21 protein-coding genes are annotated in these 19211 nt (G+C 51.9%); 15 read left to right on the forward strand and 6 right to left on the reverse strand.

Annotated features, from left to right (window positions below; genetic code table 11):
• Positions 1–25: 25 nt before the first annotated feature.
• From PsAD5_RS25795 to PsAD5_RS25810, 4 genes are all read right to left on the reverse strand, one after another.
• Positions 26–751, reverse strand: a complete 726-nt coding sequence (locus PsAD5_RS25795; protein WP_063294200.1) for a hypothetical protein — start codon at positions 749–751, stop codon at positions 26–28.
• Between the two features lie 109 nt (positions 752–860).
• Complete coding sequence (locus PsAD5_RS25800) at positions 861–1448, reverse strand: OsmC family protein (protein WP_063294201.1); 588 nt, start codon at positions 1446–1448, stop codon at positions 861–863.
• Positions 1449–1548: 100 nt separating this feature from the next.
• A complete protein-coding gene (locus PsAD5_RS25805; RefSeq protein WP_057461564.1) occupies positions 1549–2181 on the reverse strand; it encodes a TetR/AcrR family transcriptional regulator in 633 nt (210 codons plus the stop codon).
• 293 nt (positions 2182–2474) lie between these two features.
• Positions 2475–2681, reverse strand: a complete 207-nt coding sequence (locus tag PsAD5_RS25810) for a cold-shock protein (RefSeq protein ID WP_057461563.1) — start codon at positions 2679–2681, stop codon at positions 2475–2477.
• A gap of 857 nt (positions 2682–3538) precedes the next feature.
• On the opposite strand from PsAD5_RS25810, the gene PsAD5_RS25815 reads away from it, so the two are divergent.
• The 11 genes from PsAD5_RS25815 to PsAD5_RS25865 all read left to right on the forward strand — a co-directional run bounded on the left by PsAD5_RS25815 (position 3539) and on the right by PsAD5_RS25865 (position 14751).
• Positions 3539–4084 carry a GNAT family N-acetyltransferase gene (locus PsAD5_RS25815; protein ID WP_063294202.1) on the forward strand — a complete coding sequence of 182 codons (546 nt, stop codon included), beginning with the start codon at positions 3539–3541 and terminating at the stop codon, positions 4082–4084.
• Positions 4085–4360: 276 nt separating this feature from the next.
• Complete coding sequence (gene obgE, locus PsAD5_RS25820; protein ID WP_063294203.1) at positions 4361–5407, forward strand: GTPase ObgE; 1047 nt, start codon at positions 4361–4363, stop codon at positions 5405–5407.
• Positions 5407–6537: a glutamate 5-kinase gene (gene proB / locus PsAD5_RS25825; RefSeq protein ID WP_063294204.1), complete on the forward strand. Its 1131-nt coding sequence runs from the start codon at positions 5407–5409 to the stop codon at positions 6535–6537. Before obgE ends, proB begins: the two co-directional genes overlap by 1 nt.
• Before the next feature lie 52 nt (positions 6538–6589).
• A complete protein-coding gene (locus tag PsAD5_RS25830) occupies positions 6590–7885 on the forward strand; it encodes a glutamate-5-semialdehyde dehydrogenase (protein WP_063294205.1) in 1296 nt (431 codons plus the stop codon).
• Positions 7882–8547, forward strand: a complete 666-nt coding sequence (locus PsAD5_RS25835) for a nicotinate-nucleotide adenylyltransferase (RefSeq protein WP_084404626.1) — start codon at positions 7882–7884, stop codon at positions 8545–8547. Before PsAD5_RS25830 ends, PsAD5_RS25835 begins: the two co-directional genes overlap by 4 nt.
• Before the next feature lie 126 nt (positions 8548–8673).
• Entirely contained in the window at positions 8674–9105 is a 432-nt protein-coding gene (gene rsfS, locus PsAD5_RS25840) for a ribosome silencing factor (RefSeq protein ID WP_208860027.1), read from the forward strand.
• Positions 9106–9260: 155 nt separating this feature from the next.
• Entirely contained in the window at positions 9261–9743 is a 483-nt protein-coding gene (rlmH, locus tag PsAD5_RS25845; protein WP_063294206.1) for a 23S rRNA (pseudouridine(1915)-N(3))-methyltransferase RlmH, read from the forward strand.
• Between the two features lie 282 nt (positions 9744–10025).
• The gene (locus PsAD5_RS25850; RefSeq protein ID WP_208981645.1) at positions 10026–11402 is read left to right on the forward strand and encodes a murein hydrolase activator EnvC family protein; all 1377 of its coding nucleotides are present in this window, start codon (positions 10026–10028) and stop codon (positions 11400–11402) included.
• Positions 11399–12733 (forward strand): S41 family peptidase, encoded by a 1335-nt coding sequence (locus tag PsAD5_RS25855; RefSeq protein WP_057462750.1) that lies wholly within the window; start codon positions 11399–11401, stop codon positions 12731–12733. Before PsAD5_RS25850 ends, PsAD5_RS25855 begins: the two co-directional genes overlap by 4 nt.
• Before the next feature lie 175 nt (positions 12734–12908).
• Positions 12909–14132, forward strand: coding sequence for a divergent polysaccharide deacetylase family protein (locus PsAD5_RS25860; RefSeq protein WP_208980847.1), 1224 nt, complete (start codon positions 12909–12911; stop codon positions 14130–14132).
• Between the two features lie 118 nt (positions 14133–14250).
• On the forward strand, positions 14251–14751 hold the full coding sequence (locus PsAD5_RS25865; protein ID WP_063294207.1) for an RNA pyrophosphohydrolase: 501 nt from the start codon (positions 14251–14253) through the stop codon (positions 14749–14751).
• Positions 14752–14862: 111 nt separating this feature from the next.
• Here PsAD5_RS25865 and PsAD5_RS25870 read toward each other — a convergent pair whose 3' ends face one another.
• Entirely contained in the window at positions 14863–15180 is a 318-nt protein-coding gene (locus tag PsAD5_RS25870; RefSeq protein ID WP_063286529.1) for a DnaJ family domain-containing protein, read from the reverse strand.
• Positions 15181–15295: 115 nt separating this feature from the next.
• Between PsAD5_RS25870 and PsAD5_RS25875 the strand changes: the two genes are divergently transcribed.
• The 3 genes from PsAD5_RS25875 (at position 15296) to PsAD5_RS25885 (ending at position 17476) form a co-directional block, all read left to right on the forward strand.
• On the forward strand, positions 15296–15748 hold the full coding sequence (locus PsAD5_RS25875) for a MarR family winged helix-turn-helix transcriptional regulator (RefSeq protein ID WP_057462746.1): 453 nt from the start codon (positions 15296–15298) through the stop codon (positions 15746–15748).
• 57 nt (positions 15749–15805) lie between these two features.
• The gene (gene hisC, locus PsAD5_RS25880) at positions 15806–16861 is read left to right on the forward strand and encodes a histidinol-phosphate transaminase (protein WP_063294208.1); all 1056 of its coding nucleotides are present in this window, start codon (positions 15806–15808) and stop codon (positions 16859–16861) included.
• A 132-nt stretch (positions 16862–16993) separates the two neighbouring features.
• Entirely contained in the window at positions 16994–17476 is a 483-nt protein-coding gene (locus PsAD5_RS25885) for a helix-turn-helix domain-containing protein (RefSeq protein ID WP_063294209.1), read from the forward strand.
• A gap of 6 nt (positions 17477–17482) precedes the next feature.
• Here PsAD5_RS25885 and PsAD5_RS25890 read toward each other — a convergent pair whose 3' ends face one another.
• Positions 17483–18172, reverse strand: coding sequence for a TetR/AcrR family transcriptional regulator (locus PsAD5_RS25890; protein ID WP_063294210.1), 690 nt, complete (start codon positions 18170–18172; stop codon positions 17483–17485).
• Between the two features lie 118 nt (positions 18173–18290).
• Here PsAD5_RS25890 and PsAD5_RS25895 point away from each other — a divergent pair, with 118 nt between their 5' ends.
• On the forward strand, positions 18291–19205 hold the full coding sequence (locus PsAD5_RS25895; protein ID WP_063294211.1) for an oxidoreductase: 915 nt from the start codon (positions 18291–18293) through the stop codon (positions 19203–19205).
• The last annotated feature ends 6 nt before the right edge of the window (positions 19206–19211 follow it).

Below are 19211 nucleotides of genomic sequence, written 5' to 3' on the forward strand. Positions count from 1 at the left end.
TGGGTGCGCGCGACAAGTTTTGGGATTAGTCGAATAGCAGCGGTATCATGATGTGCATGGTGCTGTGCATGAAGATGAGAAAACCCGGACCGGCCAGAAAAAACAGGCTCCCCATTATGATGCCGGGAACGAGAATGCGTGTGGCGATCAGGTTCCACAATAAGATGCTATCCAGTTCTCCAAGCTCATGAAGGAAGACAAAAGCTAGTGCTGCGATGAGGATTGCAGTGCCAGCAGACCAGAACACGCGATACCTGTACTCAACGCCTGCCAGTAGTTTGAACATTCCGAAAAAGACCAGCGCACTCAGTAACATGCGGAAGACGAGTTCTTCGCCGTAACCTGCAACCATGCCAAAGAGATAGCCTGGACGAGAGCTTTCTTCTGCCGGGACAAAGTCAGGCAGTTCACTCCCGAAAAACGCCCAGATAATGCATGTGATGATGATTGCTGTGCTTACACCGCTCACGATCTGCAAACCGGGCGTGTGCTTTATCAAGCCTGCGCAGCCGAGTTTGTTAAAGCAAAACCAGCCCAAAAGCAGCGAGGTGAAAATGATGAGCCAGGTAGAGACGTAAATCGGCACGATCTTGATGAACGGATCTGCCCAGAAAATCTGACTTGTGTCCTGTTCGGTGAAAACCAACAGGCCAATGCAATAGAGAACAAAGACCTGAGCCCAGACGATTGTTGCCATGAGCTGGTTGCGAAAGGTGGTGGGGAAGTAGTTGTGTTGGGAAGAGGATGTCATTGTATTTCCTCCGTCCTTCTCGGAGACATTGTTGAGAAGGTGAAATGGAGAGGAGGGCAACATCTCAAACGATTATGCTTGAGAGGCTGCCCTACACATCAATTCTGGCTCAGAGTTTCTGGCCGTTGTTGATGATGGTGGTCGATGCCGGGACTGCATTTACGACGGTTTGAAGCGCCATGCAGGCTTTCTCACTCGCCTCCACCAAAGAGGCAATCAGAGATGGGTCCTCTTGCGATTCGATGATGATGACTGTCTCGACGCCTTTTGAAACACCAAGCATGTCCGAGCCTTCTTCAGCGGTCATTCCCGGAATTCTGGACTGGAACTTCATTTTCTGCTCCAGCTTGATGGAGGAGATGTTCAGCTTCCGGGACTGAGCCAACCCATGCACATGCGTGAGCAGGCAGAAGCCGATACCCGCGGCCAGGTAAGACAATGGTGCGGGAGCTGTATCCGTGCCGCCAATGGATGAGCCTTCGTCGCAGAGAACTTCAAAAGCGCCAAAGCCAGGGACGTTGGGCTGGACCACGCCGGTCTTGACCAAGCCGTCGCCTGTGAGCTCTGCGAGGAAATCGACCTCAAGCTCCATGCCGTCTTTCGACTTTTTGATTTTGTTTAAGCTGATGTGCTGGGGCGTTGGCATGGCCGCTGCCCGGGTCACGATGAGATGTGTCACAGTGTTATTATCAAGCATCTCTATCTCCGTAAGTGTACGATACTGTACCGTACACTTAGCAGATAAAAATCACTTTCGTCAAGCATGACTGTTTTCAGCTGGTCGGCGCTAGTTGAGATCAGGCGCCATATGCTTTCATGAAATCATGCACACATTGGCGAACATGATCTGAGATTTCCTGTAGAGTCGGTGCGGATTGAACGCCCAGCAGAAGAGCGAGGTGAGTGTCCTCGCGCAACATACCCATGAAGATAGCCGCTGCGTTTTCAGGGTGTTCGATGGCGACGATACCCAGACTGCTCGCCAGTTGGAGCTGCTGTGCAATGCTGGAGGTTGCCCGTTTGGGGCCAAGCTGGAAGAATGATTTGGTAATATGAGGAGCGCGACTGCCCTCACCTATCAACATGCGCCAAAGGCCAAGAGTTCTATCATCATAGATGAGGGTCAGAACGGCCTTGCCAAAGACAAAAAGAATCTCTTCAAGCTCCTGACGGGAGCCACCATCTTCGTTTGAGTCGAGAGGTTTAATGGAGAGGACAGGCCCTTCAGACAGGTTGCTGACAATCTCTGCCAACATTGCTTCTTTGTTTTTGAAGTGTCTGTAGACTGTGGTTTTGGAGGCGCGGGCGCGTCTGACGATCTCATCCATCGAGGTGTTGGCATAGCCAAGTTCGATGATCGCATCAGCTGCAATTTCTAAAAGCTCATTTTTCCGCTTTTCGCCGCGCGATACCTTTTTCTCTGATTCCATGCAGGTTTTCCGTCTCTCACGTGGGTACGATACCGTATCTTACACTAAGCTCTAGTGAGTTTGGTGAGGAGAAACAAGATTGCAAGGGACTGGAATGTGGAGGCGTTCAGCTGACATCACGGCGAAGCATGATGTTGGGAGCCGGATTTGGGGAGGATGGTATTCTGTAGAGGGTCGTTTTGGCTGAATGGAAGCCTGATGGCTATCTCATTGTTGGTTTATTGATGTCTGGGCCAAATTCCAGACAAAAAAAAGAGCGCATTGCTGCGCTCTTTTTCACTGAACAGCTCGAATTATACGGTTTCGAGGTTTACAGCGCTCTGACGGCCATCACGACCAGCTTCCAGTTCGTAAGTTACGTCCTGGCCATCAGCCAGAGTAGACAGACCGGAGCGCTCTACTGCAGAGATGTGAACAAATACGTCTTTGCTTCCATCTTCAGGTGCAATAAAACCGAAACCTTTAGTGCTGTTGAACCATTTCACGGTGCCTTTAGCCATCGTGATATCTCCTAGTTAGTGTGCCGCTGCGACATGCAGATGGCTTTGGTTGCGTCAGGGCGAAATCGAGTGCACTGACGCCTAAAAAGGAGACAGGGTGTCGATAGTCTTAACGTAGAGACGGCATTCCACATATTGACTGATAAGTAAAGATCCAGCTTTCCATTTGATGCCTGTAGAACCAATTTTTTTAAATTCTCTGTGTTTTTACTGAGTCAAATCCTAACTTATTCCCTGATGTTTTCACAAAACGCATAAAAGTTGAGGGAAAACCCGATGTTAGGTCACCTTGTGGTTGCATTGCGGGTTTTGCCGATATTCGCGCAAATATTCCTCACTATGTGAAAAAAATTCCATGAACATGCTCTAAGCGCTTGCAATAGGGAGTGGTCCGAGATAGTGACCGCCCCCAAGCTTTTAAGTTCCTCTCGGATTTAGAAACCTCCAAGATGCTGTTGTCTGCTTACTTTGTTCCCCTGTGAATAAAGGTGCAGGCATTGATCACCTTTGATTCTCCGATCTGTGTGTGTTTATCGGGCAATTGAAGATGGGTCCTGCTCCTCTGATCTGGCTGGCGCGCCTGTTTATGCGTTCCGCGACTTTCAGCAGATGGCAGGATAGGGTCTTTGAGCAAGGTTGCGGCAACAGCCTTTTGCTCCCTCGTCCCTTTGTGATCGTACCCAGCACTCGTGGCAGGGATTCACTTGAGATCTCAGGAACCAAAAGCAAGGGTTGGATAGCACCGGCGCGTTGCAAGCACATGGCTCGACGGGTTTGACGCTATCTTCGTGTACTTAAGAGAAAGAGCGCCAGCGACAACAAGCCAAGCGTTCCAAGAAGAATAAGAAGAGATTGTCATGTTCCCGGAGTTACAATCCGAGCGCTTGATCCTACGCGATTTTCGCGAGAGTGATTTTGATATTCATAATGCGTCTTTGAATGATTTCGATGTGAGCAAGATGCTGACTGTCGTTCCGCATCCTTATACAAAGGATGATGGTGACTGGTGGTTTGACCATTGCCGCACGACATCTCACAGCGAAGAGATCAACTGGGTGATCGACAATGGCGAAGGCCTTGTCGGCGTCATTGGCATCCGCAATGTCTCGACAACACCGCACCTCGGTTACTGGCTGGCTAAATCCCAATGGGGTAAAGGTTATGCCAGTGAAGCAACCAACCTGGTTTGCGATTACGTGTTCAACCGGCTGAATGCAGCTGCGATGAACACCGGCCTGTTCACCATTAATCCGAAGTCTCTGAATGTGCTTCAGAAGAACGGGTTTGAGGTGACTGGCGAGACTAAAGAGAAGAACCGCGCACGTGGCGATCTCAAAATGGATTACACCACAGTTACGCTGACCCGGGACAGATGGACATCAATGCAGGCGATTGCAGCCTGACGGTCCAGTCTCTAAAGCAGCTTGTCTTTAGAGATTTGTTCTTGCGCATCTGGATTTTGAAAGGCTTGCGAATTGATGTTCGTGAGCCTTTTGGCTGTTCAGGGCAGTAAACCATAAATCAGGTTGCTTATTCTTTTCCGGAAAGCGCTAGACACTTTTCGGGAACACGCTTAAGCAATAAAATTAGCCAGATTTGCCGTTCCGCCCTTGGCGGGAGCGCAATAGGGCTTTATGACGTCCTCCAAAGAACGTCACAGGTGGACGAAAGAGAATAAAATGAAATTCCTCGATCAGGCAAAGATCTTTGTAAAGTCTGGTGATGGTGGCGCGGGCAGCGTCAGCTTCCGCCGTGAGAAATATGTTGCCGAAGGTGGACCCGACGGCGGTGATGGTGGCCGTGGTGGCGATGTATGGGTTGAGTGCGTTGATGGCCTCAACACACTGATCGACTATCGCTACGCACAGCACTACAAAGCAAAAATCGGCATGCATGGCATGGGCCGCAACAGAACCGGCGCCAAGGGCGACGATGTTGTGCTTCGTGTTCCTGTAGGCACTCAGATTCTTGAAGAAGACAACGAGACCGTTCAGGCGGACATGACCGAGATTGGTCAGCGCTTGTTGCTTCTGAAAGGTGGTAATGGCGGTTTCGGTAACGCGCACTTCAAATCCTCAACCAACCAGGCACCGCGCCATGCGAACCCTGGTCTTGAAGGTGACGAAAAGTGGATCTGGCTGCGCCTGAAGCTGATTGCGGATGCTGGCCTTGTGGGTCTGCCAAACGCTGGCAAATCCACCTTCCTCTCCGCTGTATCAGCAGCACGCCCAAAGATTGCGGATTATCCGTTCACCACGCTGCACCCGAACCTGGGTGTGTGTGAACTCGACAATCGCGGCTTTGTGCTCGCTGACATTCCGGGACTCATTCGTGGTGCACACGAAGGTCATGGTCTTGGCGACCGTTTCCTTGGCCACGTGGAGCGGACTCGCGTTCTGTTGCATCTGGTGGATGGCTCTGGCGAAGAAGACCCGGCAGATTCTTACCGCACCATTCGCGGTGAGCTGGAAGCTTATGGCCATGGTTTGGATGAGAAGGCTGAGATTGTTTGTCTTTCCAAAGCAGATGCACTGACAGAAGAGCTGCGCGAAGAGCGCTTTAAGTCTCTTGAAGAAGCCTGCGGTCAGAAGCCTTTGATCATTTCGTCTGCTAGTGGTGAAAACATCGACACTGCTCAGCGCATGATCATTCGTGCAATTGACAAGGATAAGCAAGACGAGGCCAATGCCATTCCTTCTGATGGAATTGAGGAGTGGCGCCCGTAATGGCTCGAAGTCTGAGCGACTATAAGCGCATCACCGTCAAAATCGGCTCTGCCCTTCTGGTAGAAAAAGGCCGGTTGAAGCGTGAGTGGCTGGAATCGCTGGCAGATGACCTTCAGGCTCTTTCCGAAGCTGGGAAAGAAGTGCTGGTGGTCTCTTCCGGTTCCATTGCTCTTGGTCGTGGTGTGCTTGGTCTGCCAGCTGGTCCGCTCAAACTGGAGCAGGCGCAAGCCGCCGCTTCTGTGGGCCAGATTGCACTTGCTCAGGCGTATTCTGAAATTCTCGGTGCGCGTGGTTTAACGGCTGGCCAGATTCTGCTGACGCTCGGCGACACGGAAGAGCGTCGCCGTTACCTCAATGCGCGCGAGACGATTGGCACTCTGCTGAAGATGGGCGCTGTCCCGATCATCAATGAGAATGACAGCGTTGCGACCTCTGAGATCCGCTATGGCGATAACGACCGTCTGGGCGCCCGTGTGGCGACCATGGCGAGTGCGGATCTTCTTGTGCTGCTGTCTGATGTGGACGGGCTTTACACCGCCGCTCCGCAGACAGATCCTGATGCCATCTTCCTGCCTGAGGTTCCTCAGGTGACGCAGGAGATTGAGGCTATGGCCGGTGCGCCGGGAACAGCCTTCTCCTCTGGCGGCATGAAGACCAAGATTGATGCAGCCAAGATTGCGCAGAGCGCTGGTACATCCATGATCATTGCCAGTGGCAAGACCATGAACCCACTCAACGCGATTGAAAATGGCGCACGGGCGACATGGTTCCCTGCTCCATCCTCACCCGCCCGCGCCCGCAAAACGTGGATCAGCGGTCACCTGAAGCCGCATGGCACCATTCAGCTGGATGCAGGTGCGCTGAAAGCTGTGAAGGCGGGCAAGAGCCTGCTGCCAGCAGGGGTGACCAAAGTGGATGGCACATTCACACGTGGTGATGCTGTGCGTATAATAGATGTGGACGGGCATGATGTGGGTCGCGGCCTTGTGGCCTATGATTACGGTGAGGCCTCTCTCATCATCGGGCGCAACAGCAAAGAAATTGAAGCCATTGTTGGCTATCCGGGACGGGCAGAAATGGTCCATACGGACGACCTTGTGCTCTCTACATCTGATTTGGACAATTCATAGAAACTGTTTAGGTTGACCAAGTTCAACCAGTGATGACTTAAGGGTTTTGCAGATGCTGAATACTTCTGAAGTGGCAAATGCGGACAACACCGATGTTCGCGACCTGATGGCAACTCTTGGCAGACAAGCACGCGCTGCTGCACGTACTCTTGCCATTGCCCCCACAAGCCAGAAGAACAAAGGCCTGGAAGCGATGGCAGCTGCCGTTCGCTCTGCAACCCCTGAGATCCTCAAAGCGAATGCGATTGATCTGGAGAGCATGCAGGCCAATGGTCAGCTGGCATCCTTTGTTGATCGCGGCACATTGAACGAAGAGCGCATTGAGGCCATTGCCTGCGCGCTGGAAGACATTGCCAAGCTGGACGACCCTGTCGGTTCTACGATTGCGGACTGGAAACGCCCGAACGGTCTGGACATCTCTCGCGTTCGCACGCCTCTTGGTGTGATTGGCGTTATCTATGAGAGCCGCCCGAACGTGACTGCGGATGCAGGAGCACTGTGCCTGAAGGCTGGTAATGCTGTTGTGCTGCGCGGTGGTTCTGACACCATCAACTCCAACCTTGCTATCTATAAAGCTTTGCAGGCTGGCCTTGCAGACGCCGGACTGCCGGTAGATGCCATACAGATTGTGCCGGTGAAAGACCGTGCTGCTGTTGGTGAAATGCTGAAAGGCCTGGACGGTAATCTTGATGTAATCATTCCACGTGGTGGCAAGAGCCTTGTTGCCCGTGTTCAGGATGAGGCCCGTGTGCCTGTGTTTGCGCATCTGGAAGGTCTGGTTCATATCTTCATCGACAAAAAGGCCGATCTGGATAAGGCGATTGAAATCACCGTCAATTCCAAGATGCGCCGGACGGGCATTTGTGGTGCTGCCGAGACGCTACTGGTTGATGAAGCTGTGGCAGCAACCATTTTGCCGCCAATTCTTGCTGCTCTTCAACAGAAGGGCTGCCAGATACGCGGTGATGAAGACGTTATGATGCTTTGCCCAACCGCTTCTGAGGCGACTGATGACGACTGGTCGACTGAATATCTAGATGCGATCATCTCTGTGAAGATTGTTGGCGGGCTGGAAGATGCGATTGAGCATATTGGGATCTACGGTTCCAATCACACGGACTGCATCATCACAGAAGACCAGATTGCGGCCCGCAAATTCCTTGCAGAAGTGGACTCGGCTATCGTTCTTCACAATGCATCCACACAGTTTGCGGATGGTGGTGAGTTTGGCATGGGCGCCGAAATTGGCATCGCAACTGGCCGCATGCATGCACGCGGACCTGTTGGTGTGGAACAGCTGACCAGCTTCAAATACGTGGTTCGCGGGAACGGCCAAACACGTCCATGACGAACCCCGACCCCACAATGCGCGATAACCACGGCAAGCTTGGGATTGTGCAACCAGACTGGATGCGCCTTCCCTATGCTGCACCGGGCAATCGCATTGGTTTGTTTGGCGGGTCGTTTAATCCCCCACATCCCGGCCATCTTATGGTGGCGGAGACGGCATTGCGGCGCTTGAACCTGCATCAGATCTGGTGGCTGGTCACGCCCGGAAACCCACTGAAATCTCACCGAAACCTCGCGCCCCTGGAAGAACGTGTTGCCGCCGCGCAGGCTTTGGCACGGCACCCACGCATGAAGGTGACGGCCTATGAGAAGGTACTTGGCACCTCTTACACGGCAAGTACGGTGGAGCAATTAAAGCTGCGCAGACCGCATCTGAATTTTGTCTGGGTTATGGGTGCAGACAATCTCTCCAATTTTCACCATTGGCAAAACTGGCAGAGCATTATAGAAGGGGTGCCTGTGGCAATTGTTGACCGGCCTAAAGCGACCCTTTCGTCTCTTTCCGCTCAAGTTTGCCAAAGGTATGCCTTTGCTCAATTAAAAGAAAAAAGTGCAGACCAACTGCCTGAGTGCAAAGCCCCGTGCTGGACCATTTTACGTGGTCCGCTGGATGAAACCTCTTCCACCCTCCTGAGGAATAGAGGACACACCCCAGGGTAACTTTACGCTTTTTACGGCAAGTAGCGTCTTGAAAATGCCATAGGGACCTGAGTATTCTTCTTGACGGAAGGCTTGAGTTTGTGCATTTCAGGCTTTTCGACCGGCAGAGTACTGCTTTCTCTAACCATGGCGAGGGCTCTTAAGCTGACCATGACAACTCAACATGAAGGGACGGACACCATCGCTCCTCTTCAACCGCATGATCCCACCAATGAGGGGGACGTGCTTGCACTGATCCTCAACAGCCTGGAGAATTCCAAGGCTGAGGATATCGTATCTCTAGATCTTACAGGCAAATCTGCTCTGGCTGATCACATGGTTGTGGCTTCTGGCCGCTCTCATCGCCATGTGGGTGCTGTTGCCGACTACCTGCTCCGTGATCTGAAAGATGCTGGCTACGGTAACGCTCGCGTTGAGGGCATGCCGCATTGTGACTGGGTGCTCATCGATATCGGTGATGCAATCATTCACATTTTCCGCCCAGAAGTCCGCAGTTTCTACAATGTAGAAAAAATGTGGTCTGCGGATAGCTCTGCACCGACGCAGTTCATCGGATAGTATCAGTGCTTCTTTGAAGCACTGACTATTACACCAGTCAATTCTCTGCCCCTTTGGGGGAATGAGGGAGTCTGGGCAAATGCCGCTGATGCAGGTGCTGCTCCATCTGCATGAGATCTTTTTGTGGGTCACTACGATCTAATCCCGGAGACTTTATGAAAGTCACGATTGCCTGCGTCGGCAAAATGAAAGCTGGCGCGGAAAAGGACATGCTTGAACGCTATCTGGACCGAGCCCGCAAAGCTGGCCGTTCCGTTGGCATTACTTCTGTGTCCGTGGTCGAATTTTCAGAGAGCCGGGCTGCCCGTACGAGTGATCGAAAAGACGAAGAAGCGCAACTGTTGCTCAATGCGCTTCCTTCCGGTGCGATCCTGATTGCACTGGATGAGCACTGCAAGGCACTTTCCAGCGAAGCCTTTGCCAAAAAGGTTGGCGGTTGGGCCGATCAGGGTATTTCGGATATGGTGCTCGCCATTGGCGGAGCCGACGGCCACGGCCAGGCACTGCTGCAACGCGCAGACCTGAAGCTCGCTCTGGGCTCCATGACATGGCCACACCAACTCGTCCGGATCCTGTGCGGCGAGCAAATCTACCGCGCAATCACCATACTGACAGGGCATCCGTATCATCGGGCGTGAATGGTGCGGAGGTTGCCGCTCTTATTCCAAAACCTTCCACTAAGACTGTTTTGTATTTGCCCATTCCGGTTTCACCTGCCCGAATGGCTACTGTAGATATTGATGTTTTTACTGGAAGTCGCTAAGCCTTCAACGTGGTTGACACTTCCTTAACGCTGTCTGGAGCATTATCCTCGGCGTTAACTTTGAGGCTGCGTGCCTGTTGTTTTGCAGGGTTGGTCTACGTCGATATTTTAGTATTAAGGTCAGCGTTTTGCTCTGCGCTGCACTTTGGGAGTTCAGTTGTTGCGTCTTAGGGGAAACCTGATCCTCCGATTGGTGACAAGCTTTGCCTTGTTTTTTGCGGTAGCGCTTGTTCTGCCGCTGCAAAGTACTGCGCAAAAACTGACGAACGTTTCCTTTAAAATTGAAGATGGCAAGATTGATCCCGAAGATCCGGCTGCGATTGCCCTGCTCCAAAAAAAGGAACGGGAAAAAGAGCTTCGCAGCCTGAATGAGAATATCTCCCTCTCCAAAGAAAAACGTGAAGAAATTCAGAGATCCATTCGTGCGCTGGAGCGTGATGGTGAGAGCCTGAGCGGAGAGTTGATCCGGACCGGTGAGCGTATGAAAAAACTGGAAAACCAGTTGGAAGCCACTGAAGCGCGTTTGGGCCGGCACAGAAAAAATGAGCAATCTGTCCGGGCGTCATTGAATGAACGTAAAGATGTTTTAGCTGAAGTTTTAAGCGCTTTGCAACGGATCGGTCATCGCCCGCCGCCAGCAATGGTCGTGCGTCCTCAGGATGCTCTTGGTGCGGTACGCAGTGCGATCCTGCTCAACTCAATCATGCCAGAAGTGCGGATTGAGGCGGAAGCGCTGGCGAGTGATCTTGCTGAATTGTCTCGGCTTCGAGCAAAAATTGAAGCAGAGCGCAACCGGGTTCGAAGTGGTGCAATACAGATGGCGGAAGAGCGCCATCGTGTTGAATTACTTTTAGAAAAGAAGAAGGCAGCACGGCAGGAAAGCCTTGCAGCGCTGGAAGCCGAGAAGGCTCGCGCCAGGGAACTTGCCGAAAAGGCAACCTCTTTGAAAGAGTTGCTTGCTAACCTTGAAAGAGAAGTGGATAGCAGCCGTCGTGCGGCAGAAGCAGCGCGACTTGCGGACATTGAGCGGCAAAACCGGATCGCCTCCGGTGATCCGTTTGCTGATCCGAGCCGATTGAAACCGGTTGTTGCTTTTTCGGATACCCTTGGGCTTTTGCCTGATCCGGTGTCTGGAACACTCCTGCAAGACTTTGGGGTTGCAGATGGATTTGGCAACGTAACAACTGGCCAATCCATTGCGACACGCCCGAATGCCCAGGTCACCTCCCCCACTGATGGTTGGGTGGTGTATGCAGGGGATTTCCGCTCTTACGGGCAGATGGTAATTGTTAATGCAGGCGGCGGATACCATGTCCTTATGTCCGGGCTGGACGATGTCATGGTGGAGTTAGGGCAGTTTATTCTAGCTGGAGAGCCAATCGCTAAAATGGGAGAAACGCGCCTCGCAAGCGCTAATAACCTTAATTTTAGTTTGGACCAGCCGGTTTTATATGTAGAATTCAGGAAAGACGGCACTGCAATCGACCCCAACCCATGGTGGTCACGCGCCGAAAACGAAAAGGTTCGCGGATGATACGGAAAGCATCGCTTTTGTTGGTTGGCGTAGTCATGGGGGCTACGGCGGTCGTAACATATTCTCAGGCACCATTCAGATTTGCTGAACCAGCTTCTGCTGCGTCTCCTGATACCTACAATCAGCTTAATCTGTTTGGCGACGTGTTTGAACGTGTGCGCTCTGATTATGTAGAGGAGCCAGCTGACTCCAAGCTGATCGAGACCGCTATCAACGGCATGCTCACCAGCCTTGATCCGCACTCCAGCTATCTGCCTCCAAAGAGCTTCCGCGATATGCAGGTGCAGACCCGCGGCGAGTTTGGTGGCCTTGGTATTGAAGTGACCATGGAAGACGGCCTTGTGAAGGTTGTTGCTCCTATCGACGACACTCCGGCTTACAAAGCAGGCGTACAGGCAGGTGACCTGATTACCCATCTTGATGGGGAACAGGTTATGGGCCTTACCTTGAATGAGGCTGTCGAAAAAATGCGCGGTCTGGTGAACACAGACATCGTCATTACAGTGCGTCGTGAAGGTATCAACGAACCAACCGATATCACCATCACCCGTGATGTGATCCGCATTCGCTCTGTTCGCTGGAACAAAGAAGACGACATCGGTTACATCCGCATCACGCAGTTTAACGAACAGACCTTTGATGGCCTGGAAAACGCTGTTGATGAGCTGACTGCTGAAATCGGCGAAGATAACCTGAAGGGCTTTGTGCTGGATCTGCGCAACAACCCAGGCGGTTTGCTGGATCAGGCGATTGCTGTTTCTGATGCGTTCCTGAACCGTGGTGAAATTGTTTCTACCCGTGGCCGTAATGCTGAAGAGACCCAGCGCTATAACGCTCGCAATGGTGACCTGACTGAGGGTGCGCCTGTGATCGTTCTGGTGAATGGCGGTTCTGCGTCAGCCTCTGAGATTGTAGCCGGTGCTCTGCAGGATCATCGCCGCGCAACTATTCTGGGCACACGTTCCTTCGGTAAAGGTTCTGTACAGACCATCATTCCACTTGGTGCGAATGGTGCTATTCGTCTGACAACTGCTCGTTATTACACACCGTCTGGCAACTCCATTCAGGCTAAGGGTATCCGCCCTGACATCATTTCCTTGCAGGAACTGCCTGATGAGCTGAAAGGCCGTGCTGAAACCAAAGGCGAAGCAGGTCTGCGTGGTCACCTTCAGGCTGAAGAAGGCGATGAAGGTTCTGGCAGTCAGGCTTACGTGCCACAGGACAAAGACAAAGATGTGCAGCTGAACCTGGCAAAATCCCTGCTCCGCGGCGAGAAGACTGATGCAGCCTTCCCACCAAGTGCAGACAGTGCAGCAAACGAATCCAAATAATTCAGAGTATCGAGCGCTTCATCCGGAGCGCTCGATTTCTATCTATTTGTTTTCAGGCATATACCTCTCCGAAAACCGGTAGCCACATTTCGGGGATATGCTATAAAGTGATTAAGGACGCCGCGCTAAACCTTCGTTTGGCGCGGCGGAATTTTATGACAGGGTGGGGGCACCAATGGTTAGGAGCGATTTGACAGCTCCGCTTGGAATGAACAAGCGTCGGAGCATCGGGCGATTGCCGCTCGGCCTGATTGGTGTCGCCATCATGACTGTTATTTTCACCACCGGCTTTATCTGGATCGGCATTGTTGATGACCCCAACGGTGGCGAGCCGATGGCGACTATCGAGCTTTCCAGTGCTCTTGATGGTGTTGCTCCCAGTGATATCGAGATTGTTGACCTACCGGATGGTTCTCAACTGGCCCAGATTGGGTCTGACCAGTTTAATGCTAATGGCTTTGGACAGGATGGCAGCTATCGTCCCTCTCGCCCGGCAGGCGCAAACGCGCAAGATCAGGCCAGTGGACCGACATCACTCGTCGATCTGGCCCGGCGTGTTGATTATGAGGGGCTGGATGGTGGCTTCTCAAGCGAGTCTCTTTCTACCGACCCAATTGATCAGCTGCTCGAGCCCAACAAGTTCGGCTCCCTTCCAAAGATCTCTGCTGAGGGTATTCGCCCGCTTGATGCCTATGCACGGCGGCCAAACCCTGCAGCGCTGACACAGGCGCGGATTGCTATTTTAATCAATGGTATCGGGCTTAACTCCGACATGACGCTCAAGGCCATTGAGGATCTCCCTGCTGACATCTCTTTGGGGCTTTCTCCATATGGTGATGACATCAACAGCTGGATGAAATCCGCCCGCCTTTCCGGGCATGAAGTGCTTCTTCAAGCTCCAATGGAGCCGTTCGATTATCCTGACAACGACGCTGGCCCGCAAAGCCTGCTGACCAACCTGGACAGGAAGCAGAACGAGGAGCGTCTCTCCTGGGTTCTTGGGCAGACCAGCAATTATGTTGGGCTTGTCAATTTCATGGGCGACCGCTTCACCTCTAACGAGACCCGTATGAGTGAGTTCCTCAGCAAAGTTCGTGATCGTGGCCTGATGTATGTTGATGACGGTTCGTCTCCCCGCTCCAGAGCAAGCGAGGTTGCCGGGACGCAGAAAGTGCCATTTGTGCAGGCCGATCTGGTTCTGGACCAGAACCTGAGCGCCGAAGCCATTGGTACACAGTTGCTGGAACTGGAAACAATTGCTCGTCAACGCGGCATTGCCGTCGCAACTGCGACTGCTTTCCCTGTTACGTTAAATGCGTTGGAGGCGTGGTCGCAGCGGCTAGAGGAGCGCGGTCTTTCTCTCGTTCCAATCAGCTCTGCTATCAATTCCACACGCTAGAGCCTGTTGCGTTCATATGAACTCACGCATCATGCTCCAATCTTTCTTCTGCGCGTAGTCCCGAAAACCGGAGCAATCTTTCGGGAATACGTACTCAACTCTCTTTATTGGACCAGACATGACCGATTACAGCGCTCTTCCTTTTCGCCCTTGTGTTGGCATCATGCTTATCAATAAGGATGGCCTTGTCTGGGCCGGCAAACGCTATGGAGACGAGCAGCCAATTCCAGAAGAGTTTGCCTGGCAGATGCCGCAGGGTGGTCTGGACAAAGGGGAAGACCCGCTGGAAGCTGCGAAGCGTGAACTTTATGAAGAGACCTCTGTGAAGTCCATCACACTGCTGGCTGAAGCGCCTGACTGGTTCTCCTACGATTTCCCTGAGGAAATTCAACGCCAAGTGCGCAAGGCTAAGTATCGCGGCCAAACACAACGTTGGTTTGCATTCCGCTTTGATGGTGATGACAGCGAAATCAACATCCTGACTCCACCTGACGGGCATGCGCAGGAGTTTTGTGAGTGGCGCTGGGAAAAAGCCGAGAACCTTGCCGGTCTGGTGATCCCGTTCAAGCATCAGGTCTATCTGGATGTGGTTGAAGCGTTCTCTGAGTTCACAAGCTGATACGGCTTGGAGATGTTGTACCATCTCGCCCCTGTGGATTTTCCTAGTACGTAGAATATCGGCAACCATCAGGTTTTGCTTAGCGCATACACTTGAAGTGCGCTCGGCAACTCATGTGAAGAACTTTTTTCGGGCTTCCTGCTCGATCGCATGACGGAGTTGCAAGTCTGCCAGTTTTGCCATTTCGGATTTCCAGTCTGGCGTGCCTTCAGCTTTTTGAACAACAAGCCGCTGAGCATCTATCTCTTTCTTCAATTCAATCTCGCGCGGTACAGCCCCGGCATCAGCCATGATCCTCATGCCTGCAGCTGTATCAAGAGAACCAGGTGCACGTGCTGGCAGCGGCTTACCCTCTCCCTCAAGATTATTCAGCTGCCCTTCTGCTTGTGCTTTTAGGATTTGCCGCTCTGCAAGATTTTTAAAACCCATGATCTGTACTCATTTTCCTTTGAGATCACCTGAAAATCTGTAGGGTAGACGTAAATCAGAACACTATATTTGTCAATTTTATTGACAATAAAACTAATTAAAACAAGTAAATCAAATGCTTAAAAAACCAGAATCTAAACCAGAAATGCTTTATGCTGGCATTCAGATGACCAGACCGTTGCTCCGTACCATCAGCAATCGGGTTGAGGCGGATCTTGAAGGAACCGATCTTACTGTCGGTCAGCGTGCTGTGCTGGAAGCTGCGCTTGCTTTGGAGCAGGCAACAGCTCCACAACTCACTGATTTTCTGCAGCTGAAGCGCCAGTTTGTGGCCAAGGTCCTCAAAGAGTTGCTGGACAAGGAGCAAGTGGCACAAGTGAGCAATCCGCGGCACAAGCGCTCCGTGTTTTATTGTTTGACACCATCAGGCAAAGCGCTGATTAAAAAAGTTCGCAAGGCCGAGATGAAACGGATAGAAGAGTTCGCGAAGGTATTTTCCGAGGAAGAGGTGGAAACCTATTATCGCATGCAGTGCGTTTTGAATGATGCATTGTCCAAGCGCTCTTAGGATCTACCAGTTTAAAGATGCGCGATTGATTGCGGTTTGCTGAGATTGGATTGAGATATGAGCAGGTTCTGGAGCCCGATTGTCCAAAAACTGGAACCCTACATCCCAGGGGAACAGCCGAAGCAACAGACCTTTATCAAACTGAATACCAATGAGAACCCATGGGGGCCCTCTCCGCGTGCTTTGGAAGCAATTGCTGCGGCCACAGGCGATGCGTTACGGTTGTATCCTGACCCGTCAGCTTCTGACCTGAGAGCGGGTATTGCCTCCTCTCTTCAGCTGACCTCTGACCATATCTTCGCAGGAAATGGCAGTGATGAGGTGTTGGCGCATGCGTTTCATGCCTTCTTCAGCGGGAAAGCGCCAATTCTCTTTCCGGAGATCACCTACGCGTTCTATCCAACTTATTGTAAGCTTTACTCGATTGAACATCAGCTGATGCCTCTCGGCGATGACTTCCGTATCAACCCCAGCGACTTTGCCGGGACTTGTGGTGGTGTGGTCATCGCGAACCCGAATGCGCCAACCGGTCTTGCCATGCCATTGGAGGATATCGAGGCAATCCTCAAGGCAAACCCGGATGTGGTGGTTCTTGTCGATGAGGCTTACATCGATTTTGGTGGGCAAAGCGCGGCTCAGCTTGTACCAGATTATGACAACCTGCTTGTGGTGCAGACTTTCTCAAAGTCTCGCAGCCTTGCAGGAATGCGTGTTGGGTTTGCCGTGGGGCAGCCGCATTTGATTGAGGGATTGCACAGGGTCAAGGACAGCTTCAACTCCTATCCACTCGACAGGCTTTCACTTGCAGGCGCGCTTGCTGCCTGGGAGGACACGGAGTGGTTTGAAAAGACACGCGACCAGATTGTTGCAGATAGAGAGAAGCTCACCGAGAACCTTCAGGCGCTCGACTTTACGGTGCTGCCATCTTCAACAAACTTCATTTTCGCCTCTCACGCGCATGTTCCGGCGGAGCGGTTACATGCCGACTTGCGAGACCACGGCATTCTGGTTCGGCACTTCAAGAAAGAGCGGATCAACGACTGGCTGCGTATTTCTATCGGAACCTCTGAAGAATGCACCACACTGGTGAAAGTGCTTCGGACGATGCTCTGAGTATATTTTGTTATTTTACAGGGCGTTAGATTTAAATGTCCTGCTCGTGTCGTGGTCATGTCGGCTGTTTGTCGTGGTGTTTTATTTAAGAAGCTTCCAGATTGCTCCTAGTTGAAGAACAGGAATTTTTCCGTGATTGTCAGAAAATTACGCATTGAAAAAGGGCTCTCTCAGGAGCAGCTCGCACACATGGCAGGTATCAGCACGCGAACACTGCAGCGTATTGAGCGCGGCGCGAATGCGAGCCCCGAAACCCTGAAATGCATTGCTTCTGCTCTGGACACGGATTTTGGTGATCTCAGGAAGGAACAGGACATGCCCTCAGCATCCAATGGAATTTTACCCGAGCTTTCCGGTAGGGAGCAGGAAGCTATGGAGTATGTGCGGGACATACGAAGCTTTTACATGAACCTGATTCAGTACGCCGTTGTGATCACAGCTTTGGCAGTGTTGAACCTGCTCACATCGCCGGGTTACCTCTGGTTCCTGTGGGTTGCTTTTGGGTTTGGCATCGGCCTTGTTGCTCATGGTTTGAGTGTGTTCGAGGTCATCAATCCCTTTGGTGGCGATTGGGAAAAGCGTCAGATAAAGAAACGGCTGAGGCAGCGACAGTAGCCGTTGTTATTCCAACACCGGCTCCCAGTTCTGCTCTTTCGCCAGAATACCGAGCAAGCACAGCTCGATAGCGCTGGCCAGCGTATCCTCAAAGTTCATCTTCAGATGAGCCAGTTCAGGATGTTCCAGCGCTGCCAGCGAATTTTTGCGGTCTGCTTTCATCGGCCAAAGCCCTGCAACAATTGTGAAAACGTACTGGACTGCTGCAAGAGCTCCTGCCTCACTCATGTGTGGAAGGGCAGCGGTCAGTATCTCTGCCATCTGTCGGTGGCGATGCAGGAACTGCAGCTTCGCTTCTACAATGCGCTGTGTTGAGAGATTGTGCTCCAGAATTGGCGAAAGCTGGCTGACCAACAAACACAAGCGCGGATGCGCGAAGCACACCTTGGCCCAAAGCTTTGCAATACCTTTGAGATCTCGTTGGCTTTTAGGCTCACTCAGGGACTTTTCGAAGTCGGCAATCATGAGATCCGCCTCTTCCTGAAGCAAGGCGACAAGAATTTGCTCCCGGCTTTCATAGTATCGATAGAGACTGGATTTTGCGAGGCCAACCTCCCGCGCAACAGCGGAAAGGCTCGTGTTTTCAATACCTTCTCTATCCATCAGGATGCGTGTTGATGTGAGGATCATCTTCTCTCGTTCAGCAAAATGTTCCGCTGTCCGCGCACGCTTATAAGCCTTTGATTTTTCGCTCATATTCTCAATCACTCTTCGACACATCATATAAACGACCAATGGTCGGTTATTGACTCTCACAAACTCTCCAAATAAACTACCGATGTTCTGTTATTTTGACAATCTCAGGAGAGATACTTTGCAACAACAGCCAAATAATAAAAACAGTCAAAACCTTACAGGCAAAACGGCTGTGGTTACGGGCGGTAATGTGGGTCTCGGTTTTCAATCTGCTTTGGAATTAGCTGAGAGCGGTGCACATGTAGTGATTGCTTGCCGGTCTGTTGAAAAAGGCGAGACAGCAATGGCAAGGATTCGCCAAAAGGTGAGCTCTGCTTCGCTGGAGGTGATACCGCTTGATCTGACCGACCGGGACAGCATTCACCAGTTTGCTCAGGTTTTCAGCAGCAAGCATGACCGACTGGATATTCTGCTCAGCAATGCAGGTGTCGTGAACCTGAAAGAGCTGGCGCGCACCAAAGAAGGTTGGGAAATGCACTTCGCAACCAACCATCTAGGGCACTTTCTTTTGACTGGTTTGTTGTTTGAAACGCTCGTTGCAACACCTGATGCACGCGTGGTGACCGTTTCCAGTGGTGCATACAAAGCTGCAAAAATGAACTTTGATGACCTGCATTGGGAAAACCGCCCATATGCACGGATTGGTAGCTACGCAGAGAGTAAGCTTGCCAATCTCCTGTTCATGTCTGCTTTGCAACGCCGATTTGATGCGGCTGGCTCATCCGCTAAGTCTATGTCTGCTCATCCCGGTCTTGCGGCGACAGAGCGGCAACAATCTATTGGCATTGGCGGATGGTTGTCCCGTGTAATGGCACGACCAGTCTCATTTGGCGCTCGCCCTCAGATGATGGCAGCCACAGCTCCTGACCTTCCAGCCTGCACCTTCCTCGGTCCGCGCTTTGGCATGTGGGGTTCCCCAAGCCCAATCAAGCTTTCCGGCCTAGCTATTGACGAAAAGGTGCAAGAGAAACTCTGGGCTATTTCGGAGGAACTCACTGAGTTTCAGTATCCCAAAGCCACCGAAAATGCCTGAGGGTGT

Origin of the sequence: Pseudovibrio sp. Ad5, assembly GCF_001623095.1 — a bacterium.
Lineage (GTDB): Bacteria > Pseudomonadota > Alphaproteobacteria > Rhizobiales > Stappiaceae > Pseudovibrio.